The following is a 15866-nucleotide window of genomic DNA, read 5'->3' as shown; positions in this document are numbered from 1 at the left end:
ATGAATCAGCCATTAGCTTATGTGCACCCAGGTGCAAAAATTGCAAAGAATGTTGTAATAGAACCTTTTACAACTATAAATAATAACGTCGTCATAGGAGAGGGTAGTTGGATAGGATCTAACGTTACTATTATGGAAGGTGCACGTATAGGTAAAAATGTAAATATTTTTCCTGGAGCTGTGATTTCTGCTATTCCTCAGGATAAAAAGTTTGATGATGAAGATACAGTTACTATAATTGGTGACAACACAACCATAAGAGAATGTGTCACTATCAATAGAGGGACAACAGATCGCATGAAAACCCAGTTAGGTAAAAACTGCTGGATAATGGCTTATAGTCATATAGCGCATGATTGCATTGTAGGAGATAATTGTATATTTTCAAATAACAGTACATTAGCCGGTCATATTCAGGTAGGAGACTATGTTGTACTGGCCGGTATGGCAGCAGTACAACAATTTTGTACTATTGGTAGCCATGCTTTTGTAACTGGTGGTTCGCTTGTGCGAAAAGATGTGCCGCCATATGTAAAAGCAGGTAGAGAACCTTTATCTTATGTGGGGATTAATTCCATCGGACTAAGAAGAAGAGGTTTTACCACGGAAAAAATTCGGGAAATTCAGGACATTTATCGCATTTTATACCAGAAAAACTACAATAATACGCAAGCAGTAAATATTATTGAAGCCGAAATGGAAGCTACACCAGAACGTGATGAGATACAACTGTACTTTTTAGATTAAATGTCATCTCACCGCTGGCTCCTTTCTTTGTTGTAATGACGACAACCCCGTTAGCGGCTCGTACGCCATACAAAGCAGTAGCTGCCGGACCTTTTAGTATAGATACGCTTTCAATATCATTGGGGTTGAGGTCTGCACTACGGTTTGTAAAAGAGAATTGCTCTGATGATGACGGAGCATTAGAACCTGTACTGGGTAAAACGCTACCTGTAGGGCTCTCGTTACTTATTGGGATACCATCAACTACAAATAATGGCTGATTATTTGCGGAAGGATTTAAGGATGTAATACCACGTATTATTATACTAGAACCCGCTCCTGCAGCACCACTGGTAGAATTTATTGTTACTCCGGCGACTTTACCCTGAATCCCACTTAATACATCGGTGTTGCTGTTTCGCGTAAGCTCATCGTTGCCTATTTCTTGTACAGCATAACCTACAGATCGTTTTTCCTTTTTAATACCAAGGGCAGTTACAACAACTTCGTTAAGTTGCTGTGTATCTTCCTGCAGTACAACATTTATCGTTTTTTGCTGTCCCACAGCGATTTCCTGTGATTTCATCCCGATATATGTAAATTTCAAAATATCAGAAGGAGTAGCGTTTATCTGGTAATTACCGTCAAAATCTGTAGTAGTGCCTGTGTTATTTTTTTCAATAATAATAGAGACGCCGGGAAAGGGCATTCCTACAGCATCTGTTACTTTTCCCGAAACGATTTGTGCGGTTGAATTATAAATTGAAAAGAGGAGAAATAAGACAAAAGTAAAGTTCTTCATAATTACTTTTTGGTTAGTTGATAACCTCTAAGTTGAACAAAAAAGATTTAATTAAAAACTTTTTGTTCATAAAAAACTCTGATTTGTAATTAATTGAATTTTATGGTCCTCTTTTTGTTGAAAGCCTATTATTAGAATGTTTAAATAAAAAATCGGGATTTTACACCTAAAAATCGTCTTTTACGAGGTGAAATCGGGAGGTGTTTTTTTCGCTTAAAGCGAAAAATTAACCAATCAATTTTCCTGAAATATAATATTATTTAAAAGAATATATAATATTTGAAATTCTATAAAAAAAGGGAAATGGAACAAGAATTACTCAGGCTTATTTTCAAACAGCAGACGCGACTTTGATAAATGAGCGCCGTCTTCCAGTTTACAGATAAAAGCTACGAGATCTTCACGCAATTTGCAATGTAAGTCCCAGGATGTAGAAGCATCTTTAGCACTACAAAGCGCTCTTATTTTCATCGCTTTTTCAGTGACCTCTACAACTTGCACGCTGGGTGGATTCTCACGGTCCCAATCATCTGAATTCTCGAGTAGTTCTTCAAATTTATCACGTACTTCCTGCACATTTATTCTATAATCAGCATAAAGAATTATCGGCTTAATTTGATGTGCACTTGTCATAGACCAATTTTCAAAAGTTTGTGTTACCACCTGTTTTAATGGTACAATTAGGCGTCGTTGATCCCATGTTCTAACTACCATATACGTAAATCGAATATCTTCTACATAACCCCAGTCATCATTTATAATTACGGTATCACCTATACGAGCCGGGCGTGTAAGAGCAATTTGAATTCCTGCAATAATATTACCCAGCGTGCTTTGTGCCGCAATACCCAGAATTACGGTTGCAACTCCGGCAGAAGCCAGTAGTGAAATACCCAGTTTTTCAAGGGATCTAAATTGTGAAAGAATGACAGAGCCGCCTATAATTATGACCAGAAAGGTAATTACTCGCCGCGCAACAGAGACATAGGTTAGCATCATGCGCGCTTCAGAATTTTCTTCGGGATTTGTGTCACCTATTTTATTTTCGGCCAGATAGAGCATAAAAGAGTCTATAAATCGCATTATAAACCAGGTAATTGCACCAATTACGGTAATAAGTAAAATCGCATAAAGTGTGCTTGCGAAGGTTCCGCCAAAGGAAATAAGCTTATTAAGCGTCACATAAAAAAAGAGAACACCTATTGCAAAACCAGCCGGCACAGCAAGTTTTTTAGCAATTGTGTTCATCCACGATTTTCCAGATTTTTTAAAAATTAGTTTAAGAATGTAGATGCAGAATCTGCCTAAGTAATAGGATAATAATATGAGAATTAAAGTACCTGCAAATTTCCAGATAGGCATGTTCCATAAACGTATTCTTGCCCAGTCTGGCATCATGCGGTCTAATTGTCTGGGGCCGTACAGCGCATACAAACTGTCTATATTTTCAACCGTATTTGAAGAAATTAACCAGAACGCACCAAAGTCTTTATATTTTACACGTTGCAACCTGAGAACGGCATCCCGCCCCTCAATATCTATCTCACCAAAAACTACACTTCTGCGCGGGTTGCCCGCTATTGCCTGATTAGTTGTTGTCTGAATATCGGTTTGACCATCTGGCCTGTCTGAAAGACCGCTCCAGTCTATTTTTACTCTTTGGTTTAATACGAAATAGAGCTTCTCTGCTAATTCTGCAGCCTCTTCTATAGTAGTGTTGTCAGGGAGTAAATTGAGATTTAGAGCGTAAGCGGCATCTTCATAATTTCCGTTTCTGGCGCTGATCACAAAATGCTCAAGAGTAGCCTGTGGTGACTGAAAATTAAATTTATTAGGCGGAAGACCTATACTTTTATTCAGTCGGCTTAGTATATAATATGCTTCGTTATACTCTCTTATCGCATTAGGTTCAAAATTTCCGGTTTGTGAGGTGGTCTCTTCTGAAGGAGGAAAATCCTGATGCTTTTCTACCTTAGAAGTATCGGCCTGAAAAGCCCTTAAAGGGAAAGATAAAACGAGGTTGAAAGTTAACCAAAGCGTAAATATGGGGGAAGTGAAGATTTTCATTGTGCATAAATTAAGCGCATTTTTATTCAAAATTTATTACAATTACGTTAAAATAGGCTCTAGCCGACTAATTATCGCTCATTCATCACCTAAAATCAGCGCCCCTGGATATACTTATTTTTCTTCAAACTGATGTTTACTTAACAGGATTCCCACATCTTTTAATGGCGGAATATGAAGTAAAATAACCGTTACGATTGCAGCTAGAGGTATAGCAAGCAGCATCCCGATGATACCCCAAATCATGTTGCCAATGATTACTGCAAGAATGACAAAGAAGGGATGCAGATCTACACGATCTCCCACTACATAAGGCTCAAGCACATAACTTTCTACAAACTGTGCCACAGAAAAAGTGAGCACTATACCTATTAAAACACCTGTTTCACCAGATGTAAGATACCCAAGGCTCATGGCTATAAAAAATGCTATGAGATTACCAATATAGGGCAGGAGAGAAAGTATGGCTGCTAAGATACTCACAAGCATAAAATTACTCACACCAGAAATTCCCAGGCCAATGGCATATAATACAGAAAGAAGTGCTATAAGAATTAACTTACCCTGCAAATAATGGGGAGCGACCTGTGCAGATTTATCAATAGCTGTAGTAACGCGCTGTCTATTCTTTTCTGGGAAGGCACGTAGAATAAATACTTTAAACATATGGCGATAACTCAGCAGGAAAAATATGTAGATAAATGTAAGAAGATAATTGCCTAAGAAACCGCTAATACCAGCCAGTAAGCTTCCTGATTTTGATCCTGCAGATGATTGGCTCGTAAGTGTTTTCTGTTTTTCCTGATTTAATTTAAGATCATCTTCAGATATAGGTAATGTTTGTACCGCCCAGTTCTTTAGTTTTTCAACTTTAGGTTTCATGGTTTCTTTGATGTTAGGCCATTCATCTACAAAAGATTTGATCTGAATAGAAATTAATGCAGCAAAGCCCAAAGAAATCAAGAAGAAAAATAGAGCCGCAAGTAGCGCCGTGGCAGATCGTGAGAGTTTCCTTTCAACTTTTTTTGCAAGAGGTAATATGATTAAGCTCAATACAACTGCTGTGATTAAAGGAGAGAAAAATGATTGTGCTTTAATTAATCCCGATATTAAAAAATAGCTCCCAATTATAATACCAAAGGAGTAGCAAAAGATTTTGAAGTATTTATTCATATATAATTTTTAAAATCTGGAAAGAAATTACAAAAATCAAATCTATTACCTACTTAACAGTTTGTTAGAACTAAAAAATAAGCATTAGAAAAGGGTCTTATGAATACAAGGTGGTCTTAATTATTAATAAGTGATGATGATCTTTGTCATTTTTCATACGCATTGAGGTCTGTAAATTTGATGGAATTTTAAAAACCATCTGATGAAAACCAAGATTTTAATTCCTATAGATTTTTCTAAAAACTCACTTAATGCACTTATTTATGCTACAGAGTTGTATAACAATAAAGTCTGTGAGTTTTATGTAGTAAACGCCTATTACCGTTCAGGTTTTTCTGCAGATAGTTTATTGATTCCAAAACCTGATCATGATACACTGAATGAAATGCGATCTGCATCAGAAAACAATATGGATTCTGTAAAAACATATCTGGAATCTCTTCCTAAAGATTGGGCGCATACATTTCATTTCTATTCAGAATTTGGTTCTTTACTTGATGTTCTTAAAGATCAGGTCGAAAAAAAAGATATTCAACTTATTGTCATGGGTGCTAAAGGCGAGAACAATTCTCAAAATTTAGTTTATGGCAGCAGAACAGTGAGTATTATGGAAAAAGTACGCAATTGCCCAGTGCTTGTAATTCCTCATAATACCCAGTCTAAATATCCTAATGAGATCGTATTTCCTACTAATTACGCCACTCATTATAAACATGCTGAACTTAATCATCTTATTGAAATATCAAAGATTTCTCATGCTCCGGTAAGGATTTTACATGTGACTAATGCAAATGAATTATCGAGTGAGCAGCAAGAAAACAAAGAATTATTAAAAGAAATTTTCACAGGTATAGACTATACATGTCATACGCTCACAGGCAGTGAAGTAGAATTAGGGTTGAGGCATTTTGTAGAGAGCAGACAGAGCGGAATGATCGCTTTTATCAATAAAAAGCACAAGTTCTTTGATAGTATTTTTTCCAAATCACTGGTAAAAGATATGGGTAACGCTATGATAGTTCCTATTCTGGCACTTCATGATTTAAACGGCTAGAAGTATGTAAATATTCACATTTAAAATCTATAATTATGAAAGCACTTGTTTATCATGGTCCAGGCGAAAAATCATGGGAAGAAAAACCAAAACCTGAAATAAAAGAGCCTACTGATGCTATTGTAAGAATCAGTAAAACCACAATTTGTGGTACAGATTTGCATATTATGAAAGGTGATGTTCCTACTGTTACAGATGGGCGTATTATTGGTCACGAAGGTGTGGGCATTATTGAAGAAACCGGGAGCGCTGTAAACTCCTTTAAAAAAGGTGACCATGTATTGATTTCCTGTATAACCGCATGTGGTAAATGTGAATATTGCAGAAAAGCAATGTACTCACATTGTGAAAATGGCGGCTGGATCTTAGGTAATACCATAGATGGCACTCAGGCAGAATATGTACGCATTCCATATGCTGAAACCAGTTTATATCCTATCCCAGAAGGATCAGATGAAGATTCTCTGGTAATGTTGAGCGATATTTTACCTACAGGTTTTGAGTGTGGGGTTTTAAAAGGCAGAGTTCAGCCTGGTGACACTGTAGCTATAGTAGGAGCAGGACCTATAGGCATGGCGGCTCTTTTGACCGCACAATTTTTTAGTCCGGCAAATATAATAATGATTGATCTTGATGATAATAGGCTGGAGGCTGCTAAAAAATTTGGAGCTACCCACACGATCAACAGCGCAGATGGTAAAGCGGTAGAAAAAGTGATGCAATTAACTAAGAACAGGGGAGTAGATACCTCTATAGAAGCGGTAGGGGTTCCTGCTACTTTTGAACTTTGTGCCAAAATTGTCACAGCAGGAGGTTACGTCGCTAATATTGGGGTTCACGGTAAAAAAGTTGATCTGCATTTAGAAACGCTGTGGTCACATAATGTTACAATAACCACCAGATTAGTAGATACAGAAACTACGCCTATGTTATTTAAAAATGTTCAATCAGGTAAACTTGATCCTAGCCAACTTATAACCCATCATTTTAAATTAGACAATATCATTGATGCCTATGAAACCTTTGACAATGCTGCCAAAGAGAAAGCATTAAAAGTTATCCTAACTAATTAATTTGTCAATAACGAGAGAGGTTTTCTAAAAGAAGGTTTTTCACTGAATGTATTCAGTTTCTCAAAACTTCACCTATTAGAAGCCTCTTTCTATTATTATAAAATGGAAGATATAGTTCTGGTAATCCTGTGCGCTTTTATATCAGGCATCACGATATTCTTAGGAGTTATTATAGCTTACTTTTTTAGATAAACCAGATACTACAGCAGCCTTGATGCTATTCTCTAGAGGCGATATTATATATCTAATATTCCAGGATATAGCACCTATCTCAAAACTTGATAAAAACCGGCTTTCCGCTCTTTGTGCAAGTCTGGGCTTTTTATTTAGCACGATAGGGTTTAAAATAATGGGGTAAATTTTCTTTTCGCTTAAGCTAAATTCTTTAAACTCAATAAACACCAAATTGGTATAACAAACAGAGAATTAGCCTAAAAAAGAGCGATTTTATATAGAAAAAGGGAGGTTTTTACCTCCTTTTTCTTTGCCATATTTCAGGCTTTATGTGTTTATTTTCTACATATCACGCAACTTGATTTTCGAATTTTAAATGAATTTTTTAATTCAATCGTTGTAGTCAACAAATTCATTAAACCATTTATTTCAAAGGTGACATTCGTCATTTTATAAGACTCATTGCGGTTGCAACTTTGTCCTATAATTAAAAACAATCACCATGAAAATTTTAGGTACTTATCGTTTAACCACAATTCTGGTTATCTCTTTTCTAAGTCTCAATGCATCACTTCTAGCACAAACCTTTACTCTTCAAAAATCAGCTTCGCAAATGGCGGTTTTTGGTACTTCTAACCTACATGACTGGGAACTGACGGTAGAAAACATGCAGGGAACAATTGAAGTAAAACAAGAGGGAAATGTATTAAAGAGCATTAGCAAATTAGACTTATCAATTCTGGCAGAGAGCTTAAAGAGCGGCAAGAACGGGATGGATAAAAACACATTTAAAGCTCTCAATACAAAAGATTATCAAAATATCACCTACAAATTAAAATCTGTAGAAAGCATTAATGCCAAAAACAGTGGAGAATATACAGTAAATACCACAGGAGATCTTATGCTGGCAGGGGTTACTAAGCCTATTTCTTTAGTCTTTGACGCTAAGATCGTGCAAAGTAAGATTACACTCTCCGGAGAGAAAGAAATCAACATGACCGACTATAAAATTGAACCTCCAAAAGCATTGTTTGGCACCATTACAACAGGCGAAAAGGTCATAATTAAATTCAAAGCAACTTTCACCAATTAATATTTAACAGTTTAAAAATCAACATCATGAAAAATTCAATAAAATATTTTAGTCTTATTTGCCTGTTTTTATTTGGAATGGCCGTACAAGCTCAAAGTCAGCGTGACTTAGATAACTACAGAAAACCAGACAAACGCGGGATAGATCAATTTGAAGCTCCTAAGGATACTATAACAACCTTTGATGGTCTTCATGTAAGAATAGGAGGTGCATCTACTTTGCAATATCAATCTATTGATCACGAGAATTCAGGTAATACTGCAACTCCGGTTTTGCAAGATATAGGTGATAATTTTAATCTAGCTACAGCAAATCTTGATCTGGACGTTGCTTTATACGATGGCGTTAGGATGCACTTGCGTACATATCTTTCATCACAGCACCATACAGAAACCTACGTAAAAGGTGGGTACATTCAAATAGATAAACTCGATTTTATACAAAAGGGTTTTATGGAAGAATTGATGAACCATATGCGTGTTAAAATAGGACACATGGAAAATAACTACGGTGATGCTCACTTTAGAAGAACAGATAATGCAATGGCTCTCTACAATCCTTTTGTGGGTAATTATTTGATGGATAGCTTTACTACTGAAGTAGGAGCAGAAGTATATCTTTTTAATGACGGCTGGTTAGGAATGTTAGGTGTTACTAACGGTAAATTAAATCAGGCTGTTACAAATCCTGAAACTACAAGTCCTTCATTTTTAGCTAAAGTAGGCTATGACAATACGGTAGCACCAGATCTAAGACTACGATTAACAGGGTCTATCTATAAAACTAATCAAACCGGAAGTGCTTATTTATATAGTGGTGACCGTTCTGGATCAAGATATTATAATGTTATGACAGCAGCAGATGGCACAGGTGATGGTTTTCGTGCAGGACGTATTAATCCCGATCTTAAAAATGAAATGACATCTGTAATGATTAATCCATTTTTAAAGTATAAAGGCTTAGAGTTCTTTGGAATTTTTGAAACTGCAACCGGTAAAAAATCTACAGAAAGTGATAATCGCACCTGGAATCAATATTCTGGAGAATTAGTTTACCGTTTTGGCCCTACAGAGAATATTTATGTAGGAGGAAGATATAATCTTGTTGACGGGGAACTGGAAGGTGGTACAGATGTAAGCGTAAATCGTTTTCAACTGGCTGCAGGATGGTTTATGACAAAAAATATCTTGATGAAAATAGAGTACATGACCCAGGACTATAATGATTACCCTGTAATAGACATTCATAATGACGGTAACTTTAAAGGCTTATCTTTTGAAGCAGCTATAAGTTTTTAAAGCATGATTGGTGAGTAAAGGTGGGGAGAAGGTATGTCTCTTCACCTTTTAAAAATTATCAAGATGAAATCGAAACTATTTTTCCTAATGATTCTATGTGGCGCATTTGCTTTCGCGCAAAGCTCATATACTAAAAAAGCTGTAGAGGTTCTTAAAAGCAGTGAGTTAAATATAACAGGCAAAACCAATGTAAATACGTTTACCTGCAGGTTTAATACTGATTATCTAAAACCATGTCAATTAATTTCTTATTGCGATAAGAATGGCGTGATCACTTTTAAAAATGCCAGCCTTGTACTCAATGCGAAAGGTTTTGATTGCGGAAGTAAAGGGATAAATAGAGATTTTCAGAAATTATTGAAAACAGATGAGTATCCTGAAATAACTTTAGAATTAATTAAAGCGACCATACATAGAGATAAGTTAGTAGCACAGGTTAATATAACAATGGCTGGTAAAAACAAAGAATATAATGTTCCTGTTGTGGTAAGTGAAGGTGATTATCAAACTTTTAATGGTGTGCTTTCTTTAAAACTTAGTGATTATGAATTATCACTGCCTACAAAGCTTTTTGGATTGATTGTTATAAAAGATGATATCGAAATCAATTTTAATATTGCAGCTCAATTTCAAGATATACAAAGATTTACCCATTCTCAAAGTAATTAGCCTTAGAAAAAGTGGCTTAAAAAGCTAAAAATCCGCTGAAATCGATCGATTTTCAGCGGATTTTTTAGTTGAAACTTTGTCGGGATGAGAGCACGTTATTGGCAACTATCACCCCAGTTATATCAATGTTTTTGACCTGTTAATAAAGGAGTTACACCTTATTGCCGATTTCTAGTCAAATAAGACTAAATGATTGTATCTAAAATTAAAATAAAGGTAAAAAAATTATTCTTTAAAAATCAATTTTTAAGTAATCAACTATTGTTTTTTTTTGCATAAAGCTCTATTAGAAAATACTTTCCTGTTTCGGTAAATTCAATATATGTCTTATTTGATTAGTCAGTTTTCGCTCTGCCCAAAATACTTTGTGCCTGGGTCAATCTATCAATTGTTGCTTTAATTCAAACAGTTTCTAAAGTCTTTGGCATTCTAAGCTTTTTACAACTAAAAATTTATGCAAGAGTTTTAGAGAATAAGCTTATTGATAATATGGGCAGATTAGATCTGGTAATTATAGAGAAGGAAAGACGTAGATGTAACTAATTTAAATTCTCTTATACAAAATGTTTATAATTTTTCTTAAAAACCATTTTATATTTATAGTTTTAAGTGATTTATGACTAAAAGTAATCTTATTCAAATTAATAAACGGTGGGTTGAAGAAGAATTAATTTCCCACCTTACAGAAAAGATAGGGAGTAAGGTTAATATGAGGGTTTATACTATTATGCCTTCTTCCACTCAGATGGATTATCTTTCTTTAAGTAATTTCCTTTCTAAAATTATTCCACATTATGTTTATAGTATCAAAGAAATTGAAAAAGATATATCCAGACAACATAAGCGTAATGAAGTTGCTATTCGAAAAGCAAATCCAAATATTGAGGAAGCAGATATTTTGAATTTAGTTGCGGAGGAAAGTGAACGGGTTGAAAGGGACACATGGAGTCAAATCTTTAATCAAAGCCGTATTTTTTTTCGTAAAAAAGGTGAGAGTTATATAGGCGGAAAATATGGTGAACTTTTACTTTTTGCCTTGGTAGAAAGTGTTCTTGGTTGTAAAATGATTGCGCATAAAATAAAACATTTGACAAATGTAAATGATGAGGTAAAGGGAAGTGATGGTGTTTTTTTAGGTGATTACAATAATGAAAGAGCTATTTTGTTTGGTGAATCTAAAATAATGCAAAGCTTATCCGGGGCTATAGTAGATGCGTTAGGATCAATAAATAGATATCATAATGATCGAGAAAGTGCTCATAATCGGAATCACGAACTTTTAATTGCTCGGGATAATATCGATACATATGAGATAGATGGTGTTGATATTGATGAATTGTATGATCGGTTAGATCCAGAAACTGAAGCTTATAAAAGTCAAATCTTAGTACACCCTATAATTTTAATGTACGAGCGTGCTTTTATTTTGAAAATTCAAAAGAAAGCTACCTCAAGTGATGAGTTCAAAGAATTAATTTCAAAGGAACTTGTAAAACGGTTAAAACAGAAACAAGAGGTCTTTGATCTTGTAACTAATCATATTAAAAATCAAAATCTAGAACATAGTTTTTTGGATTTTTTTCTTTTTCCGGTTGATGACGTATCAAAATTTAGGGCTGCAATGGATGATAAGTTGTTATAGGGATGGAAGGAGATAAAACTTTACAACATCAAGCCTATAATCATACTTCTCTTCAGGAAGTTTTTTCTGCTATAAATTTAAACTTTCTTCACAGCAATTATTTTGCTTATACAATAAATAAAGAAAAAGAAATTGATTTCAAACTCTTGAGGAAAGCTGTATGGTTGTGTTCAATATTAGCAAATAGTGATATTGAAGCTCATAGAATAAGAGCACAGCGATTTGCATCACTTCTATATCTAACCAATGCAGAAAAGAAAGAAAATACTTATATTATAGGCTTATGTTACATTCTATTTTCTAGAATAGGTAATTTAACAGCTACTCGTTTTTTCAAGGAATTAATTTCGGATGCTAACTCCACAGAAAGTCCATTCCCATTTCTTGGTTATGACGGTCTTTTATCCCTAGAATTAAGTTTACAAAGACAACATAATACTATTAGCACAGATACGGGTTCTGTTTTACTTACTTCTTTCCAAAAGAAATTATGGAATGGGTTAAATGAAACATCAAACTTAGCAGTCTCGGCACCAACTTCTTCTGGAAAGTCCTTTATAATTAAACAATATCTAGCTGAAGTTTTTTTTATAAGAAATACTTATAAAGCACTATTTGTTGTTCCTAGTAGAGCTTTAATAAATCAGGTAAGTGAAGAATTTAGAATTGAGCTTAGAAACTCCAATACTCTTATACGTACTGCTTTCATTGGAAATGATGATGAAAAACCTGAGAAAGAAGAAGCCTTCTTAAAAGAAGTTTATCGAGAGCCAAAGGTTCTCTATATTCTTACTCCTGAAAGATGTATAAAATTATTAACTGCGGATTTAGAATCTAAAATAAAACTAGATTTTATTTTTATTGACGAAATTCAAGGTGTGGAGGACGAGCAAGGTCGAGGAGCAACTTTTGAAAATGTTTTTGAAGATTTATCTATTCAGTTCCCTAAAGCTCAATTAATAACTGCTGGACCACATATCTTAAATCCAGAAAAGACCTATAACGAACTATTTGGAAGAGTGGCAAAATCTTTTGTAACTCAATTATCTCCAGTAATACAATTCAAGAAAATTATAAGGTCTAGCGACTCTCAAAATATAGAAGTAGAAGTGAGAGATGGTATTAATAAACCTTTTTTCCTAGAAGCCGAAACTAATTTTAATGCTGAAACCTTATTTAAAAATGGCACTAACGGTAACATACTTCAAAGAATAATCAATCTTGTTGCACCAGAAAACTCTAATCTCATTTACAGTAATCGAGGAGACTATGCTGAAAAATGGGCACAAGAATATCAAGAGTCTATAGATGAAATGGAAATTCCTGAGCGTGTTCGAGAACTAATAGAATTCCTTAAAGATGAGTTCCATAAAGATTACTTACTAATTGAGTGTTTGGAAAAAGGAGTGGCCTTTCATCACGGAAAATTACCTGATATTATTCGAAAGGAAGTAGAAGAGCTGTTTCAGGATAGGGAAATTAATAATCTCTTTTGCACTTCTACTTTAATTGAGGGTGTAAACTTACCTGCCAATAACCTATTTATTATTACCCCTCGAAAAAATCTTGATGATTTAACAGATTTTGAATTTGGAAACTTAATAGGTAGAGCAGGAAGATTAAGTGAATCTCTTTTTGGGACTATTTATTTTATAGAAAAACCAGATCATAAAGGCAAACTTCCTTCTGAATACTTTGACGCGGACTATGAAAAAGAAATAACAACCTATTCGACTAAGAATATCCCGCAATATAACTTTGCATATTTAGGTTTAAATATTAATGATATAGAGGTATTAAGTGAGGATGGTAAAATAGATAAAAATGGCACTTATCAGCAAAAGCAGCTTACTCTATTTATTAGGAACCGGTATATAAAAAATCCAGAAAATATAGATTATTATCTTACTGGGAAAGGAGTTCCCGAATTATTAATTCAAGATCATATTCAAACGCTCGAGCAAACTTTGAATAGCCTTGAGGTTCCTAGAAAGATAAATATTGAAAATCAATCTATAGACCCAATTCTTCAAAATGAGCTCTACCTAAAAGTCAAAAATGGTGATATTTCAAATTGGGTTATCACACCAAATTCAATTTTAGAGAAAAGAAGACGAAGAGAGGATGTAGAAGACAAACCAAATAGTGACCGGCCTTTCTTTTGGCAGTTACTTACAATATTTCAGGGTTTGGAAAATATTTTTAGCCTAAGCCAAGAGGCATTTGAGCGATACAGTATAATCAATATGAACCCAACTGTTTTAGCAATTCACGCTACTACTTGGCTACAAGGCCTCAGCTATAAGCAACTTATTGATAATGATATTAAATTTTATGCAACTGATAATCGAGTACTGCCTGAAGAACGATTAGATCCTAATGATAAGTATCAGGTTAATAAGCTAATTAATAAAATCATAAAGATAAATTCTTCTGTAGTTACTTACCTACTCGTAAAATACACTAAGCTTTTAGTAGACGTTTTAGATTCTATTTTAACAGAAGAAGAAAAGGAAAAATATAAAATTACAATGGGGCTCCCTACAGCTTTAGAATTAGGGACTCGGGACAAAGATGTTAGAAATTTAATTTCTGGAGGAATCTCTAGATCAGTTGCTATAAGTGTTTCAAAAAAATACAAGCAACTTACAACACATGAATATAGAGAAGCTAATACAATTACTTATTGGTTGAGCACAAAGAATACTATCAATGGTTTAAAACCTATTTACAACAGATACCTAAAAAGGTTGAAACTACTAAAAGAGGATAATAAACAATGATAAGATTGATAACTATTATAGAATATGGGAGTAGCCAAACCACATACATTTAAGTTTACTAATAGAGCTCTAAGAAATATAGATAATCTATTACCAAAATTGAAATTCTCAGTTATGCCCTCTAAGATTGTTAGATGGTTAGAGAATTTTGAGGAGGAAGATCTTAAATATGCTTATGATTTACTTCAAGTTTTTGAATATGTGAATTTTCCAGAGATGCAATATAGGCTTGAAGATTTACTTAAAAAAATATTCTCAGAACTTCAAGATGATGATAAAGCATTAGTGATTCCTTACGGTAAATTTGGCAAAAGTGGTACGTTAGTAACTTATCCACTTAGCCATAGCCCTTTCTATAAAAATCTTGAACACAATGGAAAAATCACTATTAGCAAGGATCTAGAAAAGATAGATGTAGAGAATTATAAATGTATAATTCTGATAGACGATTTTATTGGATCTGGAAAAACTTTTTGTGATGAGTATACAGATGAAGGAATAGAAAAATGGATATTAGGTAGAATTGAACTACCTAAAGTTTGTGTGTTGTGTACAGTTATAATGTCCGAAGGGAAGAATAAAATAACAGATACTTTCAATTATATAGAGGTTTATGCTCAAGAGAGATCTAAGATATTTGATAAAATTTCTTCACCTTTAGTTGCGTTAGGAAACTTCGATAGACACTATAATAATAATTCAAAATATGAAAAATTAATAAAGATTAGTAATAATTATAAGGGGGGATTCAAAAATTCTCAAGGTCTGTTGGCATTTTCTCACGGAACCCCTAATAATACTTTACCAATATTTTGGTGGAGTAATAATTGGGAACCATTATATCCTCGTCATGCTCAAACAAGGATGGATGAAGCAAAAGAATTTAAAAAAGGAATAGCATTTTATATTGGCATTTGTAATAGACTTAATATTGATTTACTTAGTCTGAAAGAATATAGGGAGGCGGCAAATACTGACCGGGTCGAAGAACAACGGAAATATAACACTAAATTAAACCATTCATTAATTGCTTTGATAAAACTAAAGTTAGACGGCACTGAGGATTACATAATATGTCATATATTGGGATTAACTGATCAAGAACTTGATGAAGTCTACAATCTTGCATTAAGCAGAAAATATGTTGATTTATCACGACAATTAACTGTAAAAGCTACAGTTTACTTTAAGAAACTTCAACAAAGAATAAGTAAAGAAAAGTTTAGAGAGCAAACAGAACAAAATTTAAAACCGAAAGAATTAATTTATATTCCAAAAACTTTTAAAGGATTGACATAATGAAGGGTTAGCC

At 34.1% G+C, this 15866-nt stretch carries 12 protein-coding genes; 9 read left to right on the top strand and 3 right to left on the bottom strand.

Annotation, left to right across the window (positions count from 1 at the left end):
* Nucleotides 1–747, top strand: a complete 747-nt coding sequence (lpxA, locus tag ACH3PA_RS16075) for an acyl-ACP--UDP-N-acetylglucosamine O-acyltransferase (RefSeq protein ID WP_416448279.1) — start codon at nt 1–3, stop codon at nt 745–747.
* Here lpxA and ACH3PA_RS16070 read toward each other — a convergent pair.
* The 3 genes from ACH3PA_RS16070 to ACH3PA_RS16060 all read right to left on the bottom strand — a co-directional run bounded on the left by ACH3PA_RS16070 (nt 704) and on the right by ACH3PA_RS16060 (nt 4768).
* Nucleotides 704–1528 carry a carboxypeptidase-like regulatory domain-containing protein gene (locus ACH3PA_RS16070; RefSeq protein WP_416448278.1) on the bottom strand — a complete coding sequence of 275 codons (825 nt, stop codon included), beginning with the start codon at nt 1526–1528 and terminating at the stop codon, nt 704–706. The two genes, lpxA and ACH3PA_RS16070, sit on opposite strands and share 44 nt — an antisense overlap.
* Nucleotides 1529–1843: 315 nt before the next feature.
* A complete protein-coding gene (locus ACH3PA_RS16065) occupies nt 1844–3595 on the bottom strand; it encodes a mechanosensitive ion channel family protein (protein ID WP_416442123.1) in 1752 nt (583 codons plus the stop codon).
* A gap of 114 nt (nt 3596–3709) precedes the next feature.
* Complete coding sequence (locus ACH3PA_RS16060) at nt 3710–4768, bottom strand: AI-2E family transporter (RefSeq protein ID WP_416442122.1); 1059 nt, start codon at nt 4766–4768, stop codon at nt 3710–3712.
* Nucleotides 4769–4970: 202 nt separating this feature from the next.
* On the opposite strand from ACH3PA_RS16060, the gene ACH3PA_RS16055 reads away from it, so the two are divergent.
* From ACH3PA_RS16055 to ACH3PA_RS16020, 8 genes are all read left to right on the top strand, one after another.
* Complete coding sequence (locus tag ACH3PA_RS16055; RefSeq protein ID WP_416442121.1) at nt 4971–5822, top strand: universal stress protein; 852 nt, start codon at nt 4971–4973, stop codon at nt 5820–5822.
* 35 nt (nt 5823–5857) lie between these two features.
* Nucleotides 5858–6895 carry a zinc-dependent alcohol dehydrogenase family protein gene (locus ACH3PA_RS16050; RefSeq protein WP_416442120.1) on the top strand — a complete coding sequence of 346 codons (1038 nt, stop codon included), beginning with the start codon at nt 5858–5860 and terminating at the stop codon, nt 6893–6895.
* Between the two features lie 676 nt (nt 6896–7571).
* Entirely contained in the window at nt 7572–8162 is a 591-nt protein-coding gene (locus tag ACH3PA_RS16045) for a YceI family protein (protein ID WP_416442118.1), read from the top strand.
* Between the two features lie 26 nt (nt 8163–8188).
* Entirely contained in the window at nt 8189–9460 is a 1272-nt protein-coding gene (locus tag ACH3PA_RS16040; protein WP_416442117.1) for a hypothetical protein, read from the top strand.
* Nucleotides 9461–9523: 63 nt separating this feature from the next.
* Nucleotides 9524–10129, top strand: a complete 606-nt coding sequence (locus ACH3PA_RS16035) for a YceI family protein (RefSeq protein WP_416442116.1) — start codon at nt 9524–9526, stop codon at nt 10127–10129.
* A 616-nt stretch (nt 10130–10745) separates the two neighbouring features.
* Nucleotides 10746–11771, top strand: coding sequence for a DUF1837 domain-containing protein (locus tag ACH3PA_RS16030; RefSeq protein ID WP_416442115.1), 1026 nt, complete (start codon nt 10746–10748; stop codon nt 11769–11771).
* A 2-nt stretch (nt 11772–11773) separates the two neighbouring features.
* The gene (locus tag ACH3PA_RS16025) at nt 11774–14554 is read left to right on the top strand and encodes a DEAD/DEAH box helicase (RefSeq protein WP_416442114.1); all 2781 of its coding nucleotides are present in this window, start codon (nt 11774–11776) and stop codon (nt 14552–14554) included.
* Between the two features lie 24 nt (nt 14555–14578).
* Complete coding sequence (locus ACH3PA_RS16020) at nt 14579–15853, top strand: hypothetical protein (RefSeq protein WP_416442113.1); 1275 nt, start codon at nt 14579–14581, stop codon at nt 15851–15853.
* Nucleotides 15854–15866 lie beyond the last annotated feature (13 nt).

The sequence above is a fragment of the Leeuwenhoekiella sp. A2 genome, assembly GCF_047946655.1.
Classification (GTDB): Bacteria; Bacteroidota; Bacteroidia; order Flavobacteriales; family Flavobacteriaceae; genus Leeuwenhoekiella.
This window is presented reverse-complemented; position numbering and strand designations above follow the sequence as displayed.